The sequence below is a fragment of the Euhalothece natronophila Z-M001 genome, assembly GCF_007904085.1.
GTDB lineage: Bacteria > Cyanobacteriota > Cyanobacteriia > Cyanobacteriales > Rubidibacteraceae > Halothece > Halothece natronophila.
This window is the reverse complement of record NZ_CP042326.1, coordinates 2543393-2566396: the sequence shown is the minus strand read 5'-3', so window position 1 is coordinate 2566396 and position 23004 is coordinate 2543393. Positions and strand designations below refer to the sequence as shown.

18 protein-coding genes, 1 tRNA gene and 1 pseudogene are annotated in these 23004 nt (G+C 39.7%); 13 read left to right on the top strand and 7 right to left on the bottom strand.

What is annotated here, in order from left to right:
* The first annotated feature begins 21 nt into the window (after positions 1–21).
* The 5 genes from FRE64_RS18310 to FRE64_RS12550 all read left to right on the top strand — a co-directional run bounded on the left by FRE64_RS18310 (position 22) and on the right by FRE64_RS12550 (position 7747).
* Positions 22–3057, top strand: coding sequence for an SNF2-related protein (locus tag FRE64_RS18310; protein WP_390622271.1), 3036 nt, complete (start codon positions 22–24; stop codon positions 3055–3057).
* 160 nt (positions 3058–3217) lie between these two features.
* Positions 3218–3622 carry a thiol-disulfide oxidoreductase DCC family protein gene (locus FRE64_RS12565; RefSeq protein ID WP_146296556.1) on the top strand — a complete coding sequence of 135 codons (405 nt, stop codon included), beginning with the start codon at positions 3218–3220 and terminating at the stop codon, positions 3620–3622.
* Between the two features lie 26 nt (positions 3623–3648).
* On the top strand, positions 3649–5007 hold the full coding sequence (gene aroA, locus FRE64_RS12560; protein ID WP_146296555.1) for a 3-phosphoshikimate 1-carboxyvinyltransferase: 1359 nt from the start codon (positions 3649–3651) through the stop codon (positions 5005–5007).
* A gap of 31 nt (positions 5008–5038) precedes the next feature.
* Positions 5039–5956: a DNA-methyltransferase gene (locus tag FRE64_RS12555; protein WP_146296554.1), complete on the top strand. Its 918-nt coding sequence runs from the start codon at positions 5039–5041 to the stop codon at positions 5954–5956.
* Positions 5957–6007: 51 nt separating this feature from the next.
* On the top strand, positions 6008–7747 hold the full coding sequence (locus FRE64_RS12550; protein ID WP_146296553.1) for an ABC transporter ATP-binding protein: 1740 nt from the start codon (positions 6008–6010) through the stop codon (positions 7745–7747).
* A gap of 46 nt (positions 7748–7793) precedes the next feature.
* Here FRE64_RS12550 and FRE64_RS12545 read toward each other — a convergent pair.
* Positions 7794–9123, bottom strand: a pseudogene (locus tag FRE64_RS12545) (RNA-guided endonuclease InsQ/TnpB family protein).
* Positions 9124–9513: 390 nt separating this feature from the next.
* On the opposite strand from FRE64_RS12545, the gene FRE64_RS12540 reads away from it, so the two are divergent.
* The 5 genes from FRE64_RS12540 to FRE64_RS12520 all read left to right on the top strand — a co-directional run bounded on the left by FRE64_RS12540 (position 9514) and on the right by FRE64_RS12520 (position 14990).
* A tRNA-Lys gene (locus tag FRE64_RS12540) sits at positions 9514–9585 on the top strand.
* A 114-nt stretch (positions 9586–9699) separates the two neighbouring features.
* Positions 9700–10290 carry a biotin transporter BioY gene (locus FRE64_RS12535; protein WP_146296552.1) on the top strand — a complete coding sequence of 197 codons (591 nt, stop codon included), beginning with the start codon at positions 9700–9702 and terminating at the stop codon, positions 10288–10290.
* Positions 10290–10793: a signal peptidase II gene (gene lspA / locus FRE64_RS12530; protein ID WP_146296551.1), complete on the top strand. Its 504-nt coding sequence runs from the start codon at positions 10290–10292 to the stop codon at positions 10791–10793. Before FRE64_RS12535 ends, lspA begins: the two co-directional genes overlap by 1 nt.
* Entirely contained in the window at positions 10780–13014 is a 2235-nt protein-coding gene (locus FRE64_RS12525; protein WP_146296550.1) for a PBP1A family penicillin-binding protein, read from the top strand. Before lspA ends, FRE64_RS12525 begins: the two co-directional genes overlap by 14 nt.
* Before the next feature lie 170 nt (positions 13015–13184).
* Complete coding sequence (locus FRE64_RS12520) at positions 13185–14990, top strand: sodium:solute symporter family transporter (RefSeq protein ID WP_146296549.1); 1806 nt, start codon at positions 13185–13187, stop codon at positions 14988–14990.
* 174 nt (positions 14991–15164) lie between these two features.
* Here the strand turns inward: FRE64_RS12520 and FRE64_RS12515 are convergent, their stop codons facing one another.
* Positions 15165–15662, bottom strand: coding sequence for a hypothetical protein (locus FRE64_RS12515; protein WP_146296548.1), 498 nt, complete (start codon positions 15660–15662; stop codon positions 15165–15167).
* Positions 15663–15722: 60 nt separating this feature from the next.
* Between FRE64_RS12515 and FRE64_RS12510 the strand changes: the two genes are divergently transcribed.
* Positions 15723–17066 carry a sensor histidine kinase gene (locus FRE64_RS12510; RefSeq protein WP_146296547.1) on the top strand — a complete coding sequence of 448 codons (1344 nt, stop codon included), beginning with the start codon at positions 15723–15725 and terminating at the stop codon, positions 17064–17066.
* A gap of 114 nt (positions 17067–17180) precedes the next feature.
* Here the strand turns inward: FRE64_RS12510 and FRE64_RS12505 are convergent, their stop codons facing one another.
* The 3 genes from FRE64_RS12505 to FRE64_RS12495 all read right to left on the bottom strand — a co-directional run bounded on the left by FRE64_RS12505 (position 17181) and on the right by FRE64_RS12495 (position 19198).
* Complete coding sequence (locus FRE64_RS12505) at positions 17181–17492, bottom strand: hypothetical protein (RefSeq protein WP_146296546.1); 312 nt, start codon at positions 17490–17492, stop codon at positions 17181–17183.
* 183 nt (positions 17493–17675) lie between these two features.
* The gene (gene xth, locus FRE64_RS12500; protein ID WP_146296545.1) at positions 17676–18464 is read right to left on the bottom strand and encodes an exodeoxyribonuclease III; all 789 of its coding nucleotides are present in this window, start codon (positions 18462–18464) and stop codon (positions 17676–17678) included.
* The gene (locus tag FRE64_RS12495) at positions 18461–19198 is read right to left on the bottom strand and encodes an alpha/beta fold hydrolase (RefSeq protein WP_146296544.1); all 738 of its coding nucleotides are present in this window, start codon (positions 19196–19198) and stop codon (positions 18461–18463) included. Before FRE64_RS12495 ends, xth begins: the two co-directional genes overlap by 4 nt.
* Positions 19199–19320: 122 nt before the next feature.
* Here FRE64_RS12495 and FRE64_RS12490 point away from each other — a divergent pair, with 122 nt between their 5' ends.
* On the top strand, positions 19321–19881 hold the full coding sequence (locus FRE64_RS12490) for a hypothetical protein (protein WP_146296543.1): 561 nt from the start codon (positions 19321–19323) through the stop codon (positions 19879–19881).
* Here FRE64_RS12490 and FRE64_RS12485 read toward each other — a convergent pair.
* Positions 19878–21125 carry a serine hydrolase gene (locus FRE64_RS12485; RefSeq protein WP_222597819.1) on the bottom strand — a complete coding sequence of 416 codons (1248 nt, stop codon included), beginning with the start codon at positions 21123–21125 and terminating at the stop codon, positions 19878–19880. The genes FRE64_RS12490 and FRE64_RS12485 overlap by 4 nt on opposite strands.
* 5 nt (positions 21126–21130) lie before the next feature.
* On the bottom strand, positions 21131–21877 hold the full coding sequence (locus FRE64_RS12480) for an RNA methyltransferase (RefSeq protein ID WP_146296542.1): 747 nt from the start codon (positions 21875–21877) through the stop codon (positions 21131–21133).
* Positions 21878–21995: 118 nt separating this feature from the next.
* On the opposite strand from FRE64_RS12480, the gene trpS reads away from it, so the two are divergent.
* Positions 21996–23003 carry a tryptophan--tRNA ligase gene (gene trpS / locus FRE64_RS12475; RefSeq protein WP_146296541.1) on the top strand — a complete coding sequence of 336 codons (1008 nt, stop codon included), beginning with the start codon at positions 21996–21998 and terminating at the stop codon, positions 23001–23003.
* Position 23004 lies beyond the last annotated feature (1 nt).

The following is a 23004-nucleotide window of genomic DNA, read 5'->3' as shown; positions in this document are numbered from 1 at the left end:
TTACAAGCTAGTAATGAAACCATGGATTTTTCTGTAGAGGATGCGGTGCGTCTCAGTAGTGGGGAAACTCAGACTATGGGAAAACTCCCCATTGTGGATTTTGAGGCTTCAGGGGCGCTACAAGAGTTAATTACTAATTTAAGTGGTAATCAAGCGTTAACGCCCATTGAACCGCCAGAGGGATTTCGTGGGGAATTACGCCCTTATCAAGCACGGGGAGTGGGTTGGTTAGCATTTTTGCAAAGATGGGGCTTAGGGGCTTGTTTAGCAGATGATATGGGTTTGGGGAAATGTGTTTCTCCCAAAACTTTGGTTTTTGTTAATGGCAATTTACGGGCAGCTGAAGAGATTTGGAATCAGTTTGCTGTTGAAGAGATCGAGGATGGAGAAGGGGTTTGGGCAAAACCTTCCCAGTCTTTATGGGTCAATGCTATTGATAATTCTAGCGGCAAAATTGTTCCCGCCTCAATGATTCGGCTTTATCGTCAGAAGGTTCAAGAAAAGTTACGCAAAATTCATTTAAAAGATGGGGAAACCATCACGATTACTCAAAAGCATAAATTATTAACATCGGAAGGATGGACAAACCAATTACGAGTAGGGGATTATGTAGCAGTTCCTGCTAAGTATTTTTGGCAAGGAAAATCAGTTGATTCTGAATTAGTAGAGTTTTTAGCGTGGCAAATTGCTGAAGGATATGAACATCATCAAGATGCAAGATTATCTATTAGTCAGAATAGTATAACAACCTTAAATCGACTTTATAATCTCTTTAATTCTTTGGGATCAAGGTATCAATTTAAAACTAATTCGCCAAAAATTAATCATAAAAAATGCGATTTACGTAATGGTCTTAGTAGAACGCCTTGTCTCTCTCTCTGTAGCAGAAGCTATCAAAGTTTTCTAGAAGATAAAGGATATAAATGGGGACAACGATCTAAGGATAAAGTTATTCCTGATTTCATAATGAATGCTGATTTAAAAGGAATTAGCTTATTTTTGCGTCACTATTTCGATGCTGAAGGTTCTGTAAGTGAAAAGACAGGAAATATTGAAATTTCTAGTGCTTCTTTTACCTTAATGAAGCAACTTTCTGTATTACTAAGACGTTTTGGTATTTGGTTAAGATGGCATCAAAAAGAAAAGTGTGCCACCAATGGCAAAAAAATTAAAAGGATGTATTATATAGGAACTCTTAGTGGTAACTCAGCACGTATTTTTCGTGACTATATTGGCTTTAACGCAGAAAACAAGCAAAACAAACTAGCAAAAATTTGTCAGCGAAATCAAAATACAAATATTGAAGGAATCCCTGCTTCTACTCTGGTTAATGAAATGTTAGAGGTAAGCCAATTACCAATTCGTCATTTCGGAATGCACAATACAGTTTATCTCAATAATTCTCAGCAATTTTCTCGACAAAGTTTACAAAAAGTTGTCAGTCATACTGAACAGGTTTTAGATGGAACATCGGAAACAGTGTACCGCGAGAAGAAAAAGTCTCGTTGGACAGAAAAAACGTTACAAGCCTATGCACAACTAGATAAACCAAAGATCAGTAACTATAAAGATAAAATCCAAAGTTTATTAGATCAAGAAGTCTTCTATTGTCAAATTGAATCAATTGAGGAAATTGACTATGAGGGTTGGGTCTATGATTTTGAAGTAGCGAATCATCATAACTTTATTGCTAATAATATTATTTGTCATAATACGATTCAGACGATCGCGCTTTTATTACATCTTAAAGAACAAGAGGAACTGTCTGCGCCTACTTTATTAGTTTGTCCAACTTCGGTATTAGGAAACTGGGAACGAGAGGTGCATCGGTTTAGCACTAATCTTTCCTGTTTAGTTCATCATGGCGAAAAACGGAAAAAAGGACAACCCTTTGTTAAGCAAGCACAAAAACATGATTTAATTATTACCAGTTATGCGTTAGCCCAACGGGATGCCAAAACTTTAGAAAAGGTGACTTGGGAAGGGGTAATTTTAGATGAAGCACAAAACATTAAGAATCCTCAAGCGAAACAGTCTAAAGCTGTGCGAAGTTTAGAGGCAAATTTCAAGATCGCGCTAACAGGAACGCCTTTAGAAAATCGCCTGTCGGAGTTATGGTCGATTATTGATTTTTTAAACCCAGGTTATTTAGGATCACTACAATTTTTCCAAAAGCGCTTTGCGAATCCCATTGAAAAATATAATGATAAGGATTCTTTGCAAACTCTCCGCTCTCTAGTGCAACCCTTTATTTTAAGACGAGTTAAAACGGATAAAGAGATTATTCAAGATTTACCTGATAAACAGGAAATGAATGTGTATTGTGGCTTATCCCAAGAACAAGCAGAACTCTATCAGCAGGTTGTGGATAAGGCACTAAAAGACATTGAAGATGCTGAAGGAATCCAACGTCATGGTAAGATTTTAACGCTCTTAATGAAACTGAAACAGTTGTGTAATCATCCTGCTTTGTTAAAGAAAGAAGAAGCATTAATTGAAGCAAAACGTTCAGGAAAATTATTACGTTTAACTGAGATGTTAGAAGAGTTGACAGCCGAGCGCGATCGCGCTTTAATTTTCACTCAATTTGCGGAATGGGGAAAACTTCTGCAAGCCTATTTAGAGAAAACATTTAACTGTGAAGTTCCTTTTCTTTATGGGGCAACTCGTAAAAAACAAAGAGAAGAAATGGTTGATCGCTTTCAAAATGATCCTGATGCACCTCCATTTTTTATTCTGTCGATTAAAGCAGGAGGAACAGGTTTAAACTTAACTCGCGCTAATCATGTCTTTCATATTGATCGTTGGTGGAATCCCGCAGTAGAAAATCAAGCCACCGATCGCGCTTTTCGTATTGGACAAAAACAGAATGTGCAAGTTCATAAATTTATCTCTACGGGAACCCTAGAAGAACGTATTAATGAGATGATAGAAAGTAAAAAACAATTAGCTGAACAAACCGTTGATGCAGGAGAAGACTGGTTAACTCAGTTAGATACGGAACAATTACGAGATTTAGTATTATTAGATCGTAAAGCAGTGATTGAAAATGATTAGTTTCCAATCAAGCTACAATATTAATGGTTGTTCTATTTATCCTATTTTAGATAAACTAGTTATACTACTACGATCCCCCCAACCTCCCTTACTAAAGGGGGGCAAAAGAGGAATTTACCTTAAGTTGACTTTATAGAAGTGGTATTATTAATTCTTAACGATGTTCTATCATGTCATTTACGATGGAAACTGTAATCTTTGTGTTTCTCTAGTTCAACAAATGGAAAAAATTGATCAGGGAACGCAGTTTGATTATATTCCCATGCAAGATCAAGCAACTTTAAATCAGTTTGGAATTACGGAACAAGACTGCGAACTAGGGATGATTTTAATTAATGCTGACAATCCGAAACAACGTTGGCAAGGAAGCGACGCAGCCGAAGAAATAGCTTGTAAACTTCCTCTTGCCACTGGCTTAATTGATTTATATCGACAGATTCCTGGTTTGAAAAACTTAGGCGATAAACTCTATGAAAACATTCGAGATCATCGCTATCAAATTTTTGGAAAAAGAGATAAAACTTACCATTCTCCCTACCCCGTCGGTTGTCAAAGTAAGCAATAAGAGTAAATAATAAATAACCAATAATAATGCCTCCTTCTATTATCACCGTTCAATCAGTTGGGACTCAACAACAATTAGTCATTAATCCTCCCGAACAAGGGTTAACTCTACAAGGAAATTTAACGATTCCAGGGGATAAATCAATTTCTCATCGGGCGTTAATGTTTGGCGCGATCGCGCTAGGAGAAACTCGCATTCAGGGGTTATTATTAGGAGAAGACCCTCGCAGTACCGCCCACTGTTTACGGGCAATGGGGGCGCAAATTTCAGAGTTAAATGCCCAAGAAGTGATTATTCAAGGAGTGGGATTAGGCAATTTAGAAGAACCCAGTGCAGTGCTTGATGCAGGAAACTCTGGTACAACAGTACGCTTGATGTTAGGCTTACTTGCTTCTCATGCTAGCCGTTTTTTTGTTATTAGTGGAGATGCTTCACTGCGATCGCGCCCTATGTCACGAGTCGTTAAACCCCTAACAGAAATGGGCGCAAAAATTTGGGGGAGACAACGTAATTCTTTAGCCCCCTTAGCGATACAAGGAGAATCTCTAAAAGCGATTACTTATCATTCTCCCATTGCCTCAGCACAAGTAAAATCTTGTGTTCTCCTAGCAGGATTAATGGCAGAAGGAAACACCACTGTTGTTGAACCGGCTCTATCCCGAGATCATAGCGAAAGGATGTTAGAAGCATTTGGGGCAAATATTACCACTGACCCCGAAGCAAAATCAATCACAATTGAGGGAAAACCTACCTTAAAAGGACAGACAATTGTTGTTCCGGGTGATATTAGTTCCGCAGCCTTTTGGCTAGTGGCAGCGATTATTGTTCCAGACTCAGAATTAGTTATTGAAAATGTTGGCATTAACCCCACTCGTACAGGCATTTTAGAAGCCTTAGAACGCATGGAAGCCGATATTACCATTGAAAATAAACAGATCATTGCAGGAGAACCTGTGGCAGATTTACGAGTGCGTTCAGGTCAATTAAAAGGGGCAGAAATTGGAGGAGATTTAATTCCCAGACTGATTGATGAAATTCCAATTATTGCTGTTGCGGCTATTTTTGCTCAAGGAAAAACAATTATTAAAGATGCGGCAGAATTACGGGTAAAAGAAAGTGATCGCATTGCAGTAATGGCTTCTCAACTGAGTAAAATGGGGGCAAATATTACGGAACGCCCTGATGGTTTAGAAATTAACGGGGGTGGAGAGTTAAAAGGAACAGAATTAGAGGCTTATAATGATCATCGGGTTGCTATGAGTTGCGCGATCGCGGCTTTAAAAGCGAAAGGAAAAACTACCATTAATGGTGCAGAGGCAGTTGCTATTTCCTACCCTGACTTTTTTGATAGTTTACGCCAAATTTGTGAAACTCAAGAAATCTAAAAAAATATTTTGATTAATCATAAAAGTATCAATGAAACGCGCATCGAGAAATCGCACCCTAAGTTGTGATCAAGATGAAATTAATTATTTTCGTAAAAAACTTCTAGTAGCCAACTCACCAAAATCATTAGCTTTACTAAAGAATCAAATTTTATGTCAAGATTTTTTTGATGCTATCCAGTATTTTCCCCAAGAGAGTATTGATCTTCTCATCTTGGATCCCCCTTATAATCTTTCTAAGAATTATCATGGCAATCACTTTCAGGAAAAAGATAAATCAAACTATACCAAGTGGTTTAATCAAGTAATATCAAACTTAAGACCACTCTTAAAGCCTAAGGCAACAATTTATGTTTGTTCGGATTGGAAAACTTCAATTTTAATTGCTCCTATTCTAGAACAATATTTCTGGATTCAGAATCGCATTACTTGGGAACGAGAAAAAGGTAGGGGGGCAAAACGAAATTGGAAAAATAATACTGAAGATATTTGGTTTTGTACCCTTTCTAAGGATTATACTTTTAATATTGAGGCGGTAAAACTAAAGAAAAAAGTCATTGCCCCTTATCGCAAAGCTGATGGTTCTCCCAAAGATTGGCAAGCCGAAAAAGACGGTAATTTTCGTTTAACTCATCCCTCGAATATTTGGACAGATATTACAATTCCATTTTGGTCAATGCCAGAAAATACCGATCATCCCACGCAAAAACCAGAAAAATTAATCGCTAAACTGATTTTAGCTAGTTCTAAGGAGCAAGAGGTAGTATTTGACCCTTTTTTAGGGAGTGGTACAACCGCCGTAGTCGCCAAGAAACTTAACCGACATTTTATTGGAATTGAAATTAATCAGGAATACTGCTGTTGGGCAATGAAACGATTACAGCAAGCCAAAGCTGATGCTTCGATTCAAGGATACTCACAGGGAATTTTCTGGGAACGGAATTCCTGATCAACCTTTTGGGACAAGAAGTTGTTATGAAAATTTGTTAAATTGTATAACATGGCACAATCACGTTTACGAACCTTACTTTCCTATATCCGCCCTCACCGTAAAAAAATGTTTATGGGGATTGGGGCGCTATTAGTGGTTAACTTACTTAGCGCATATATCCCGCTTTTAATTCGGGATAGTGTAGATGACTCCTTTGAAACGAATCGCTTTTGGCTTTATGTCGTCGGGATTGTTATTCTTGCCTCCATCATGTGGGGGATTCGGATGCTCTCCCGAGTTTGGATTTTTGGCGTAGGGCGAGAAGTAGAGTATGACCTTAAACAAAGGATTTTTGAGCATTTATTGCGCCTAGAACCTAGCTATTTTTCCGTTAATACCTCGGGAGACTTGATTAACCGTGCCACTAGTGATGTGGATAATATTCGTCGCTTAGTGGGGTTTTCCGTATTGAGTTTAGTGAATACTGTGTTTGCCTATGGCATTACGCTACCCTTTATGCTGTCAGTGGATGTGCGTTTAACCCTACTCGCGATCGCGCCTTATCCCTTCATTTTAGTAGCGGTACAACTATTTAGTAAAAACCTTCGTGATCAACAACAACAAGTGCAAGAAAATCTTTCTGATCTCAGTCAGTTAATTCAGGAAGATATGAGTGGAATGTCTCTGATTAAAATTTATTCCCAAGAAGAAAATGAACGTGAAGTTTTTGGGGAAAAAAATCAGAATCTCCTGCGTGCCAACCTAAAATTAGCACGAACTCGTAACCTTTTATTCCCGATTATTGAAGCACTGGCTGCAGTTAGTTTACTATTACTCTTAGGTTTTGGTTCTCGGGGGATTGGTGCTGGGATTATTAGTAACGGTGATTTTGTTGCCTTAATTATTTATGCCCAACGTCTGGTTTTCCCCATTGCCCTCCTCGGATTTACCATTACCGCTTATCAACGGGGAGAAGTGAGTGTAGATCGGGTAGAAGCGATTTTTCAAACTGAACCAAACATTCAAGACTCTCCCGATGCCATTTCGTTGCCTGTGGAAGAAGTAAAAGGACATCTTGAAGCGAAAAATTTAACTTATACCTATCCTGGTAGCCAAGAACCAGCACTTGCAGGGATTAACTTTAGTATTGAACCTGGAAAACTAGTGGCTGTGGTGGGATCAATTGGTGCCGGGAAATCTACCCTCGCCCATGTGATTCCTCGTTTGTTAGATGTAGAAGAAGGGCAAGTATTCTTAGATGGAAATGATATTACTAAGCTAAAGTTAGCAGATTTAAGACGCGCGATCGCGTATGTTCCCCAAGATAGCTTCTTATTCAGTACCACCGTTGGCAACAACATTGCTTACGGAGATCCTTTTGCGGACTCCTTATTAATTGAGTCAACAGCAAAAGAATCACAAATTCACCCTGAAATTGTTAATTTTCCCCAAAGCTACAATACCATTGTTGGAGAAAGAGGAATTACTCTTTCTGGGGGGCAACGTCAACGTACTTCCTTAGCAAGGGCTTTATTAATTGATGCGCCAGTTCTGATTTTAGATGATGCCCTTTCTAGCGTTGATAATCGCACTGCAACCGATATTTTAAGTAACTTATCTGCAGGGGTAAAAGGAAAAACTGTCATCTTTATTACCCATCAACTCTCTGCTGCCTCAAAAGCCGATCAACTTCTAGTAATGGATCAAGGAAAAATTGTTCAAACAGGAACTCATGAAGAACTACTACAACAAAATGGATTATATCAATCCCTGTGGCAACAGCATCAATTAGAGACGGCAATTAATTGAACTCTCCACGCGATAAATCGGCATGGATTCCAAACGTTGCTTCGCATTAGGCTAAAGCCATAATGCTTCGCGCTTTTCGTTTGGAGTTCCAAAGATAAAATCTTTGGGGCAGGCTCAAAGCTGCTCTACTGACCTTGGCTAGGACTAAGCCTAGCTGTATCTCTACTTTTCTTAGAATGTTTGCTGCCGCTTGGGCATCAGCATTAACGACTCTTCCTCTCGAATCTTGATAGCAACCTCTTGCTACTCGCTTCCCTGATGGCTTCCACCTTTCGGGTTTTTCACCGAATTTCGGTAGCAAATCACGATCCAGATAGCTCGACTTGGATGTGTAGGATTCCTCAGTTTCTACAAACTCAAGGAATGAACCCGAACGCGTTCGGGTTCACAAGCCTTGAGCGTTGCTCAATTCCATGTTCTTCTGCTAACTGTTGAATTCGATTTTTTAATTTAGCTGTGGGAATTTGTACAAAGTTTTGATTATTTTGGTGTCCTATGTTGATCCCTTGACGCTGACCTTTATTCCAACCGAAAACGATGATTCCTATATCCTTGTTAAGGCAATAGTTAATCACCATTTTCGCTGCTTTATTGACAGCATCCCGAATCTGACGATTTCGTTTCTCAGTGATTCTCGCTAATTCACCATCCCAATAACCTTGAGGTTTTCCTTTCTTAAGAGAAGATACTCGACGGTTATAATTTTGATTGAGGGATTTAACTTTTTTCCCATCAATAATGAAAGACTCACCAATAGTAGAAACACAAGTTAACCAATTATCCAAGCCTGGATCAATTCCCAACGCTTCTATGGAGTCAACTGTGGAATCTATCTCAGGTCTTTCATACACCCATTCGATATAAAACTCTCGGTTTCTAGGGAGGATTCTTAACTCTTTAATGCAGTCCCATTCTAGATTAGAAGGGAAAGAAACAAAGAACTCTGATAAACCAAACCAAGCCTTAATCGTCTTTCCTAAAGGGATCCTAACTTGACCATCTTTTAACTTTAATGCTTGTTTTGGGTAGGAAGCAACCGCCATTCCTCCTTTGTCTCTATAACTTGGAAGTTTGGGATACTTATCAATTGTTCCTTCAAAAAAGGCTTCTCTTAATCCTTGATAGGACTTAAAAGATTCAGCAACACTTCTAAGAACCTGCTGGGCACATTGGGAATAGAGAGCTTTGAAGTTAACTTGTTGTTTTAGGACTTCTTCTGGTTCATACTTACCAATGATTCTTTTCTCATTAAAGAAAGTTTGACGAGCCAGATATATCCCACAATTAGTGAGATTATTAGCCGTATAGCAAATATGTTCTAATATAGGAATTAAGTCAGAGCTTGGTTGAATTCGATTTTGCTGACATCCATACATAGGCGTTCTAAAATAATGCTAAAATTATTATAACATAAATCAAGTCATTGACAAGATATGAAAAAAGAACAATTTTCCATTCGGATAGAAGTAGGGAGACTTGAAAAGTTGAGACTATATGCAAGACATAAAAGAAAAACAATGACTCAGCTAGTAGAGGACTGGATTGATACTTTAGAAATGCCGAATTACAAGGACACAGAAGGCTAAAGCCTTTAAGTGTCATTATCCCTCGATTTCAAATCGAGGGATAATGACGGGAACCCTTTGTAATTCTCTGCTGTCTCACGTGAATAGACCTGATCTGTAAATTAACCTCCAAAAAAGCTTGCAATAATAAATTTACTTGTGTTAGTATAAGTCACTGTGCGTTGAAAAGTTCAATAGCACGGGTCGCTAACTCAACGGTAGAGTACTCGGCTTTTAACCGATTAGTTCTGGGTTCGAATCCCAGGCGACCCATAAAAAAATAGACAGGCTTGACGGAAGGCTTCATCATCAGTATCTTCAAAGGTGTTGATTAGTAGATAAAACTATCTGCAATCCCTCATTATATCCACTAAAAGAGGATGGGCTGTGTCATCTCCAAATAATGAATTACTCTGGACAGTGATTGGTTTAATTTTAACCATTGGCGGCACTTTTGTAGAAGCCTTTGTCACCAACTTTCCTTGGTATTGGATGGAAGAAGGAATTAAAGCTCATTCTCTAGGCATTACCTTCCAAGTAGCAGCAGTTTTATTTACAGCTTGTCTGGGAGGGAAACGAGCAGGAGCTTTATCTCAAGTCGCTTATATCACTCTGGGGTTAGCTTGGCTACCAGTATTTGCCCAAGGGGGTGGGTTAGACTATCTCACTCAACCTACCTTTGGCTATATTATCGGTTTTATTCCTGGAGCTTGGTATTGTGGAGTTGTTGCCTTTCGTCAGGAAAAACAGTTGGAATGGTTGGGACTAAGTTGTTTGTTAGGATTACTTATTATTCATACAGTTGGGATAATTTATTTAGTAGGGTTGTACTTTTTTAAGCTAATTATTTTAGAAGTAACGATGCCACTGTTACCAGCAATTCTAGAATATTCTTGGCAACCTTTAGGCAGTCAATTGGCTTTAGTTTGTGCAGTTGCTGTGGCAACGTATGGATTACGAAATCTCTTATTTTATTGATGAAAAGAAATCATTTATTTTGGCTAGCTGGAATTATTGGCTTTCTCTTAGATCAAGCAACAAAGATTATTGTTGTTCTTTCTTTTGATGAACTTGGGGAAACGATCGCGCTCTGGGAAAATGTTTTTCACCTGACTTACGTGATTAACCCTGGGGCGGCGTTTAGTCTCTTTGCAGAAACCAATGGTACTTGGCTGCGTTGGCTGTCTTTAGCTGTTACCATAGGATTAATCGTTTATGTTTGGCGCAGTCCTCGTTTACCTAAATTAGAACAATTAGGATATGGGTTTGTATTAGCGGGGGCAGCTGGAAATGGATTAGATCGATTTTTATTTGGCTACGTCGTTGATTTTCTAGATTTTCGCTTAATTCAATTTCCCGTTTTTAATGTTGCTGATATCTGCATTAATATTGGAATTATTTGCTTAATTCTAGTTAATTTCCCATTTTTCCAAGGTTCTCAACGCCCAAGAGGAGAACAAAATCACCATGACGAATCGTAAGAAAACTGCAGGCAATCCTGTTAGCCAATTTGTAACCCAAGCAGTCCAAACGGTACAAGCACAAGCCCTTACCCTCAAGCCAACTGCGAAAGTTCCCGAATTACAGATTAAAAATGGTCGGGAAAAAAAAATCGTTAAGCATCCTCTCATTGGTGAGCGATATCTTCTCGGACGCAGTTCTCGCGCCTCCGATATTGTGGTTCGTAACCCCCTCATTAGTCAAGTTCATCTTTCCATTAATCAGGATAAAGGGGGAAATTATTATATTAAAGACGAAGGCTCTCTCAATGGCATTTACCTTGGTAAGCGTAAACAATCCTCTTTCCCTCTCCGTCATGGTGATAAATTTACTTTGGGGCCACCAGAGTTAGAAGATGCGGTAGAAATTACCTATCAGTATGCGCCACCGCAATGGCAAAAAGCGCTATCTTATTTCTTTTATGGAACATTAGTGATTGCTCTGATTCTTGGGATTTTTATTGCTCGGGAATGGACTCAGTTTTCCGTCCATCCTTTACCCATGGGAGTTCGGGGGCCGGTGGTGGTTTATCCACGAGATGGGCAAGCACCCCTTAATCCCAGACAACGGGGAACTCATCAAGAATTAGATCGCTTATCAGACTTTTCCCACTATCTTCCTGATGCAGTGATTGCTGCCGAAGATACTCGTTTTTATTGGCACTTAGGGGTTGATCCCTTGGGAATTTTACGGGCGATACGAGTCAATTTAACCGCCGCGGATATTCGAGAAGGGGCTAGCACCATTACACAACAGTTAGCGCGAAGTTTATACCCAGAATATGTGGGGCGAGAGAATACTGCTGGGCGCAAAATTCGGGAAATGATGGTGTCGTTGAAATTAGAAACCTTTTACAGCAAGGATAAACTCTTATTGACTTATCTTAATCGCGTATTCCTGGGAGTGGAAAATTATGGGTTTGAAGATGCGGCGCAATTTTATTTTGATAAGTCAGCCAGTGATCTTACTTTATCAGAAGCTGCCACACTGGTTGCCATTTTACCTGCCCCGAATGCCTATAATCCTGCACAAAATTATGACCGAGCCGTACAATTGCGCGATCGCGTGATTAATCGCATGGCACAATTAGGGATGGTAAGCGGGGAAGAAGCCCAACGTGCCCGTCGTTCTCGCATTGAAATTAGCCCTGAAGCCCAACAAATTCTCTCGGAAATTCGCGCCCCTTACTTTTATAATCATGTTTTAAATGAGTTACGAGACTTACTTGGTGCTGAGTTAGCCGCGGAAGGGAATTTTATTGTAGAAACAGAACTTGATCTCAATTTACAAGAGACAGCAGAAAATAGGTTGCAGGAGCATCTAAATAGTCAAGGAACCGTTTATGGTTATAGTCAGGGGTCATTAGTTACCCTTGATAGTCAAACTGGTGCAATTTTAGCCCTTGTTGGAGGGAAAAATTATCAGGAGAGTCAATTTAACCGTGCCACTCAAGCTGAACGTCAACCGGGTTCCACTTTTAAGGTATTTGCTTATGCAGCAGCCCTCGAACAAGGGATTTCCCCCTCTCGCACCTATTCCTGCGCTCCTATTACTTGGCAAGGGCAAAATTATCGCGGTTGTGAACGCACGGGTGGCAATATTAGTTTAGGGCTTAGTCTTGCTCAGTCAGAAAATGCGGTCGCTTTACGGGTAGCGCAAGATGTGGGCTTAAATCGAGTCATTCGGATGGCACAACGGTTAGGGATTAATTCTAATTTAAGTGCGGTTCCCGGCTTAGTTTTAGGGCAAAGTGAGGTCAATTTATTAGAGATCACTGGGGCTTATACAGCGTTTGATCACGAAGGAAAGCTCAACCGCCCCCATGGAATTGTCAAAATTTTAGATGGGGCTGATTGTGAAGATGCCAATGATCCTGATACTTGTCGGGTAATTTATGATTATGAAAATGATGCAGAGCGCGATCGCGCCGTTATTTCTCCTTCTACTGCTCAAACTATGACCCAATGGCTACAAAGGGCAGTTCAAGAAGGAACAGGGAGATCAGCAAGAATGGGAGAAACCGCTGCTGGAAAGACAGGAACAACCAATAGGGCAGTGGATTTATGGTTTATTGGCTATCTTCCCAATCGTAATATTACCACTGGCATTTGGTTAGGAAATGATGTTCCCACGCCTACTCGCGGCAGTAGTGCCCAAGCCGCCCAACTTTGGGGAAACTATATGGGTTCAATTAATCAGTAATTAATTTCCGTGCAGCGAAGCAATATCCCTACTTTTGTTACAACCTTCGTCTCTCACAATATGGTATCTTTGATTTCCATGAAGCAGACGCTTTAATCGAATCAGAATATTGCGATACTGAACCAGTATTACCAGAAATTAAAGAAAAACTACCTAATCACCCTTAGCTTATGCAGTTTCTAGATTATTTGATTGTTGTCATTTATTTACTCAGCATTGTTGTTTTTGGCTTTATTTTACAACGGAAAGCCTCGCAAGGGATTGATGCTTATTTTTTAGGGAATCGCAATATGCCCTGGTGGGCGTTAGGGGCATCAGGAATGGCTTCTAATACTGATATTGCAGGAACAATGATTATCACTGCCCTGATTTATGCCCTTGGCGTGAAAGGGTTCTTTATTGAAATTCGAGGCGGTATTGTCCTGATTATGGCATTTTTCATGATCTTTATGGGCAAATGGACAAGACGCGCCCAAGTAATGACCTTAGCAGAATGGATGCGCTTGCGGTTTGGCGAGGGAAGAGAAGGAAATATTGCCCGTTTAATGAGTGCCATTGCTAATTTAATTATTTCTATTTGGACAATTAGCTATTTTGCCGTTGGTGGTGGAAAATTTTTTGGGGAACTCTTAGGAATTGATGATCGCCTTGCTGCTATTTTTATGATTGTCCTTGCCATGATTTATACGGCAGCTAGTGGCTTTTATGGGGTAATTTGGACAGATGTTTTTCAAGGTATTTTAATTTTCTTTGTTATTATCTATGTTTGTGTTTTAGCCCTACAAATGGTGACACTTCCTGAAACATTTTCTGTTTCTGTTCCGCTTAGTGGCGGTGAATTTGAAACCATTCCCACTAGCTTAAGTAATTGGAGTGATTTTTTACCTCCTGCAACTATGGATTTACCAGGAGAATATTCAGCTTATAATCTCTTTGGGATTACGATCTTTTTCTATTTAATGAAAACCAGTATCGAAGGCTTTAGTGGTGCTGGGGGATATATGAGTCAACGTTATTTTGCGGCAAACAGCGATCGCACTGCGGGGTTACTTTCTCTATTTTGGATTCTCTTACTCTCTTTTCGTTGGCCCCTAGTAACATCTTTTGCTATTTTAGGCATTCATTATGGATTAAATAATCCCGTTATTGCTGATCCCGAATTAGTCTTACCTACTGTCATTGAAGAATATATTCCTATTGGAATTAAAGGATTACTTGTAGCTTGTTTTATTGCTGCAGCCATGTCAACTTTTGACTCAATTATTAACTCTAGCGCGGCTTATTGGGTAAGAGATATTTATCAAGCCTACCTTCAACCGAATGCTAATGATCAACAGCTAGTGATTCAAGGTCGGATTGCTTCTGTGGCTGTAGTTTTATTAGGATTATTATTTAGTTTTCCTGTTGCCAATATTAATGAAATTTGGGGATGGATCACCATAGGATTTAGTTCAGGTTTATTTATTCCCTTACTGTTAAGATGGTATTGGTGGCGATTTAATGGTTATGGCTTTGCCGTGGGAATGTTAACCGGAATGGCAGCCGCAATTATTAATCAACTCAGTGGTCTTGATGTTCCTGAATATGCAAACTTTTTAATCCCTGCAAGTGCCTCTTTAGTTGGCTGTTTAATTGGCACATTTGTTACTTCTCCCACTGAAGAATCAGTTTTAGACAATTTTTATCAAGTGACCCGTCCCTTTGGCTTTTGGCAACCAATGCGAGATAAGTTATCGTTTCCTGAACAAGCTAAAATTCTACGAGAAAGCCGACGGGACATTATAGCAACTTGTATTGCTGTGCCTTGGCAATTAGTCTTATTTCTAACAGGAATGATGTTTTTAACTAAGCAGTGGGAACAGTTTGGTATCCTGCTATTGGTTTTAATATTACTTTCAATCGCCCTGTATTTTACTTGGTTTCAATATTTAGAAAAAGCTAATTCTAAAAAAGTAAAAGCAAATCATTTTCACTGATCTCATCTTGGGATTATTGTTAGTTCTTTGTCCTTCGTTGTTTGTCCTTCGTCCTTTGTAAAGCAATGACTCATCATTAAGAAACGAGTAGAGAGAAAAATAGGCAATTAAACTTACTCTCTCCTCATTTTTTGATTCCTAATGACTAATGACTAATGACCAATGACTAATTACCTAATTACGTCGAGAGTCAAACTGTAGCTCACATTTTGGAGACGTTTCTTCCCAATCACAAGTATAAACAGCAAGGCAATCTTGTTGTTGATTCATAATCGCTAAATTGTAATGGTATCCCCTCGCAACTGAACCAAACTTGTTAACCAAGCTATACCGTTCCACATAGTTTAAACGTCGCCAACCACGATTACTAACAATAATATCAATGACCCTTGTCTGACGATTCGCTTGCCAATAGTTAATTAAATTGCCATAAAGGGAATTTAATTGTTGTGTGGGCCACCACAAACTGGGAATCGTCATTTGAGTTTGGGAGGGAGTTATTGAACTAACAATTTCTTCTTCTTGTGTGCGAATTTGAAACCCAGGTTGAAATCCCTCTGCAACCTGCAAATCACAAATTTCAGTGCTATCTAAGGGTTGAGCGGTAACAGTGGTTGCTAAATTTGCCCATACCAAAATAGCTAAAGATGGAAGGGTAATTAATTTATTCATCTTAATTTTACCTTGAGACCGTTGTTATCTTTAAATACAGGTTAGTTTATTCTCCAACTCATGACCGCAACTACTGTCCTTATTTTTGTTCTGGGTTTAGGCGTAGGGATAATCATTGGTTTGATTCAACAACGTTTGCGAGAAACCAAATTACGCCAGCTTTTACGTGAAATTACTCAATATCAGCCGGACAACATTTCTCTCCCCTTAATTAATCGTGTTCGCCGTGAAACTCGTCGTCTTCAAAGTCAAACTTATCAGTTACAGCAAAACTTAGAGAAATGGCAAAAACTACTCACTATTGCCCCAATTGGCTATTTACAGGTTGATCAAGAAAATCAGCTATTATGGTGTAATGAAAAGGCTCGTGAACTCTTAAAGCTCGATCACTGGCAACCGAATCAGGTACGATTGCTTCTAAAATTAGTCCGCTCTTATGAGCTAGATCAGCTAATTGAAAAAACTCGCCAAACCCAGGAACCACAGAGTAAGGAATGGACGTTTCACCTAACGCAAGTGCCCAGTAATCCTTCTTCTCTAATTTCCCAGGAAAGCTTCTCTAAATCAATTCCTTTGAAAGGCTTTAGTTATCCCCTTTGCAATGAACAAGTGGGAGTCTTTCTTGAAGATCGACAAGCCTTAGTGGAACTCTCTCAACGTTCTGATCGACTGTTTTCGGATCTCACTCACGAATTAAGAACCCCGCTTACCTCGATTCGTCTTGTATCAGAAACCCTACACTCTCGACTAGAACCTCCAGAAAGTCGTTGGGTAGAACAGATGTTACAAGAGGCGAATCGCTTGATTCGTCTTGTAGAAGATTGGTTAGAGATTTCCCAGTTAGAAAAGCAACCTCGGCAACATCTGAAGCGAGAAGTTTTTGCCCTCAACCCTCTAATTGAGTCAGCTTGGGAAACGCTACAACCCTTTGCTCAACAAAAACAATTGAAATTATCCAATGAGGCTAACCCCAATATATTTATTAGAGCTGATCAAGCTCGTTTAACGCAAGTTTTCCTGAATCTCTTTGATAATGCGATTAAGCATAGCCCTTTTCAAGGCAGTATTTGGGTGAAAGTTTTTTTTGTGACTGGCTCTGAACAAAAAAATTACCCAGAAAATGTTGTCCAAATTAATATTATTGATCAAGGTGAAGGGTTATCTCAAACTGATATCCTCCGTGTCTTTGATCGGTTATATCGTGGTAATGGTTCCCATGAGAACAACAATGGTTATGATGTTGATGCAGAATTTCAACCTTCAGGAACAGGATTAGGATTATCTATTACTCAACAGATTATTCTTGCCCATGGAGGGAGTATTAAAGCCGATAATCATCCTGAAACCGGGGGAGCCTGGTTTCAAATCCAACTTCCCAATTCTTTTGAATCATCTACCGACTAAATTAAAATTGTAGTCGTAGGATTCTCGCTTATTTTGCTAAAGAAGCTCTCTCCCTCACAAAATTAGCAGTTTCACTATGCCTTGCGAGAGAGAAGAAAGAAGGGATAATTGTACTTAGGTTTGCGTGGCTGGCTTTTGTTGACTTTGGGAAGATTTAGAACGCTTCTTACTAGTTTCATGTTCTTCGATGGGAGTCATTTGAATATGATTGAAAAGGGTCGTAACAAAGGCAAACAGTAGAAAAGGGAGAGAAAGCACTAAAATCAGTCCTACTGTGGCAAAAGCATAAATTTCTCGCTCACTACTCCATAAGGCTAAAGCGGTAGCGAGACTAATAAAGATGACAATTAACCAGACAATAATTTGCCCATAAATATCACCAAAGGTAAGGGTGCATTTAAATTGGTATTTTTGTAAGTCGTTCATCGTTTTTTTCCTAATTTCTTTATTTTTTTCTTAAACAGCGTTAATCATACAGCTTATGTTCATTTTAAGTGATACTTCGGGCAGATTATCTAGTTTTATTAAAAAATTTACGTGATTGTTAACTAACCATCAAATTATTATTATATTTTAATACTTTTTACCTTAAACCCCTTGACAATTTTTTCAAAACTCTACAATGACGGGGGTATGATCACTGGGTTTTTCCTGTTTGCGAGGGGCGCGATCAATCCAACAATTAACTGCTTTTTGATAAAGTTCTGGGGTAAGAAAGTGATGATCAATGCGCCACCCCCGATCGCGAGAAAAGGCACGGGTGCGATAATCCCACCAACTATAATGCCCTCCTTCCTCTGTAAATTTGCGAAATGCATCTTGGAAGCCTAAAGATTGAATTAGCGCGATCGCGCTTCGTTCTTCTGGGGAAGCCATAATATGATTAGTGTCCCCTTTTTTCGGATCATAAATATCCCGATTTTCTGGGGCAACATTAAAATCGCCACAAAGGCAAATTTTAGTTTCTGCTTGTAACAGTTGTTGCAAGTATTGGTTTAAAATCTCAAGCCAGTGCAGTTTATACTGATATTTGTCACTTCCCACACTACTGCCATTAGGAATATAAACATTAACAAGACGAATCCCATCCACCACCGCAGTAATGACTCGTTTTTGTTCATCAAATTTGCCGGTTATTGCCTCCCCAACAATGGGAGAAAACCCACAGCTAACCGCTTCTAAAGGGTGTTTACTAAAAATGGCAACCCCGTTATAGGCTTTTTGACCAGAAACTGCCACTGCATACCCCATCTCTTCAAAGGGGGTTCGGGGAAAATCTTGATCAATGACCTTTGTTTCTTGTAAACAGAGAACATCAACATCTTGGTAATTTAACCAATCTAAAACTTGTTCTTTACGAGTCCGAATTGAGTTGACGTTCCAAGTGGCAATTTTCATGTTTGCTGGTTAATTAGGGAGTGTTTAACTGGTTGTTGGTTGATATTTTGCTGGAATTTCAAAATTTCTTGGCTTACCGCTTGCGGATAAAAATAATGGAAAAAGTGATGTCCTTGAGAACATTCCCAAAGCTGATCATCAGGTTTGAGATAATTATTCCATCCCGCGATCGCGCTAGGATCAACAATCATATCATCCCGACTGCCACCTACCCATAATGGACAAGCAATTTGCTTCGGTTCCATCGTACTACGTTCAAATAAGGAGTGAGGCGAAGGAGTTGTTTTTAAGTCTTCATCTAATAACTTTACTAAAGTCTTGGTTCTAGATTGGGTTTGACGACCAAATAACGCCCGTACCATTTGGGCTAAGACAATCTCCCGAGTACAGGGCAAAAGCTGGCGATAAGTGTAATAATGGGCGTGCCAGTCAATTAAGGGATGAACACCTACCCCTAATAAACTTAGAGATTTGACTCGTTCGGGATACTGTTTAGCATAAAGTAAAGCGACAATCCCACCGGTACTATGTCCAATTAAGTGTAAAGGATGATCGGTACTTTTGAGATAATTATGCAGTAAAGTTAAGGGAATATTAAGGTTAGAAGGCTCATCTTCTACTTGCTGATATTCCCACTCACGGACAGTTATTTCGGAAGAAAGAGACTTGAGAAGAGGACGATGGAATTTCTTTAAGGAGGAACTAACACTAATCCAGACGGCTTCTTGTGACATGGGCTTTCAATTTATCTATTGCAAATAAAACTCAATAAGTTATAACTCCAAGGATAGCAGATTCTCATGGAAATCAGACAAGGAATGATTAATAATTGATCACGAACTGATAGGAGGGAGAGATGCTAAAAACTCTGGAAATGAGATGGTTTAAATGGGGAGAAATCCCTTTATCATTACGCCAATGGTTTGAACGAGATTGTGCAGGAACTTGGCTTGGAACCGCCCAAACTCGTACTGACTGGTATTTGCGCCCGATCGCGCCTTGTAATTATTTGAATCTAAAGTTCCGAGAAGGGCGATTAGAAATGAAGTGGCGACAACAAGCATTAGTCAAATTTTCTCTCCATCAACAATGGGAAGGTGTAGCAGAGAAATGGATCAAGTGGCTGTGTGAGGAAGAAAGTCTCAAGGAGTTTTCTCCTGAAGATCAAGTGTGGGTAGCAGTGGAAAAAAGCCGACAGCAACGTCAGTTTATTCTCTCTCTAGACAGTGTTTGTAATATTGAACTCACCGCCTTACGAGTTCAGGATCAAAAGTGGTGGACGCTTGGCTTAGAATGCACTGGCGATCTAGAAAGTTTACATACGATCGCGCTACAGGTAAGTGAAAATTGTCCTGAAACCCTAACTGATGCTGAGGCAGCGGCTTATCCGCATTGGTTATGGCAACAATTATTTTAATGTTCAAAATACTGGTAGGTATGCTGAGAGTAATTACGGATTAACTCATTAGCATGGCTGTCATTGTGAGGGCGTTCTACCAAAATAGCCGCAAAATAGCGTTGACCATTGGGGCGATTGATGATCCCCACATCCCCAACAACCGAGCCAATATGACCCGTTTTATGAGCAATGGTTGCACCATCGCCTAAACCTTGGGGGAGTAGGCTATCAGTTTCAGTCGTCTGGAGGATTTCAAATACTTTATCACGCGATCGCGCTGACAGTAATTCTCCTTTTTCCAGTTTCACTAACAATTCCACCATTTCTTTAGGGCTAGTGGTATTAGTTCCCTCTACATCTGGGAGTTGATCGCGAATCCGTGTTTTTTCTAAACCCCACTGGGCAAATAATTGGTTTAAAACCTCTTTTCCGCCAACCCGTTTCATGATCATATTCGTTGCCGTATTATCACTAATACGAATCATTTCCGTTGCGGTTTCAAGGGCAACATACTCGGTTCCCACGTCATCATACTGCATTCTTCCTGCTTCTCCCACTTTCACATCTTCGGTCATGGTTAAGCGTTCATCAAGTTCTAACTCTCCTTGTTCCCAAGCGTAAAAAAAAGCAATTAAAATCGGGAGTTTGATGGTACTGGCAGCAGAAACAGTGGTGTTACCCTGTAAATCCACATATTCACCGCTATCCACATCAATAATAAAGGCAGTTGGGTTGAGTTGGTCTTGTTCACTTCCTAAACGTTCAAAGGTTTGTTTAAGGTCAGTGATTTCTTGATTCAAAGGCAATAGAGGGGGTGGCGGAGGTGGTGATTCTGTATCAGTAGTTAGCTCAGTTTCCGTTGCTTCCTCTGGATTAATTGAAGAAGAATCAGATAAATAAGTTTCAGAAGCAAAAAAAGCTAAAATTGTTCCTGAGATCGCGCCTACACCTACAGCCAGAATTACCAATCGTATTAACAGTAAAAAGGAGCGAGTTATTCCCGATTGAGGTTTTTCTCTTTTTACGGGCTTAGACTTTTGAGAGGAGAGATTGACCACATCCTCCGCTTGTCTAGCTTGTTTTTGCCGTTCTCGCGCCCGACGACGACGTTCTGAGAGATCCATTTTAGTAACAGAATAAGCCCCTTTTTTGCCCTTTTTCTGAGCAGATTTGCGCTTACGAGTAACGGATTTAGAAGCAGTTGAACGTTTCTTCTGTTTCAGATTACGATCTTTGTTTTTAACACTATTTGGGGAAACCACAGCAATTATTCCTCATGCACCACATCAGAATTGTGAATTGCCCATTCCGTTTGTCTTAAAATGCCACGTAATAGGGCTAATTCCTCTGGAGTAAGGTTAGCACGATTAAATAGCTGACGAAATTTTTTCATCTTGGCTGAGGCGGTATGGGGATATAAAAACCCAATTTTTAATAATAGTTGTTCTAAATGCTGATAATACCCTTCTAGGGCATCTAAGGTTACGGTTTCTTGCGCTGGCGATTCTGGTAAAGTTGAGGAGTCTGCTGTGACCAGTTTTTGTAATTCATAGGTACAAATGGCAACAGCAGTGGCTAAATTGAGAGAAGGATAAGTCGAGGCTGTTGGAATATAAATGGAATGTTGGGCGTGAGTTAATTCCTCATTGGTTAAACCACTATCTTCCCGTCCAAAAATCAATGCTGAGGGAACGTTAAGGAGTTGGGGAAGAACATCAGTGGGAGATTGTAGAGAGAGGGAAAGAGCGCGATCGCGTGCAGTTGTAGCAACGGCTAGCTTACATCCTACTAGCGCCTCAGCTAAGGAGGTGACAATTTGAGCATTCCCTAAAATATCACTCCCATGCACTGCCATTTGTTTTGCTTCAGCACTATTAGGATCACATTGGGGGTTGATAAGGATTAATTGCCCTAACCCCATATTTTTCATTACTCGCGCGATCGCGCCCACGTTTAAAGCCCCAGCTGGTTCAACTAAGACAATGCGGATCTGAGTTAAACAAGAATCAGTCATTATTTAATCTTTCTAGAAAATTTTTTGAATCCATTTTAGTTAAATTTTCATCCACAACCCAGCAATAGTAGGCTGATGAATGCTGTATAATTTTTTAAGGTGATGATAAGGACATTTTATGGCACAGCGGATTCTTTCGGGGGTTCAACCGACGGGAAATCTTCATTTAGGCAACTACTTGGGGGCAATTCGTAACTGGGTAGAAACGCAATCTGATTATGAGAACTTCTTTTGCGTAGTAGATCTTCATGCAATTACAGTTCCCCATAACCCTGAAACGCTGGCTCAAGATACTTATACAATCGCGGCGTTATATCTTGCTTGTGGGATTGATTTAAGCTACTCGACAATTTTTGTTCAATCTCATGTGACAGCCCATAGTGAGCTAGCTTGGTTACTTAATTGTATCACCCCCTTAAATTGGCTAGAACGGATGATCCAGTTTAAGGAAAAAGCGATGAAACAGGGGGAAAATGTTAGTGCTGGCTTATTAGATTATCCTGTTTTAATGGCTGCTGATATTTTATTATATGATGCGGATAAAGTTCCTGTGGGAGAGGATCAAAAACAACATTTAGAATTAACGCGCAATATTGCCCTGCGAGTCAATGATCAATTTGGGAAAAAAGATCAGCCTGTTTTGAAACTTCCGACACCTTTAATTCGTACAGAGGGCGCAAGGGTGATGAGTCTTCTTGATGGGACGAAAAAAATGTCTAAGTCGGATCCCTCTGAAATGAGTCGCATTAATTTATTAGATCCCCCAGATGTGATTCAAAAGAAAATTAAACGTTGCAAAACTGATCCCATACGAGGCTTAACTTTTGATGATCCCGAACGTCCTGAATGTGATAATCTTTTAATGCTCTACACCCTTTTATCTGGGAAAACTAAAGAAACTGTTGCTACAGAATGTCAGGATATGGGATGGGGGCAATTTAAGCCTCTACTAGCGGAAGCAACGGTAGAAACTTTACGTCCTATTCAGGAAAAATATCACGAATTAATGACAGAAAAAGGTTACTTAGATTCTATCTTAAAAGAAGGACAAGACAAGGCTAGCGCGATCGCGCAGGAAACGCTTTCTCGCGTCAAAGATGCTTTAGGCTATCTTCCTCCCTTTTGAT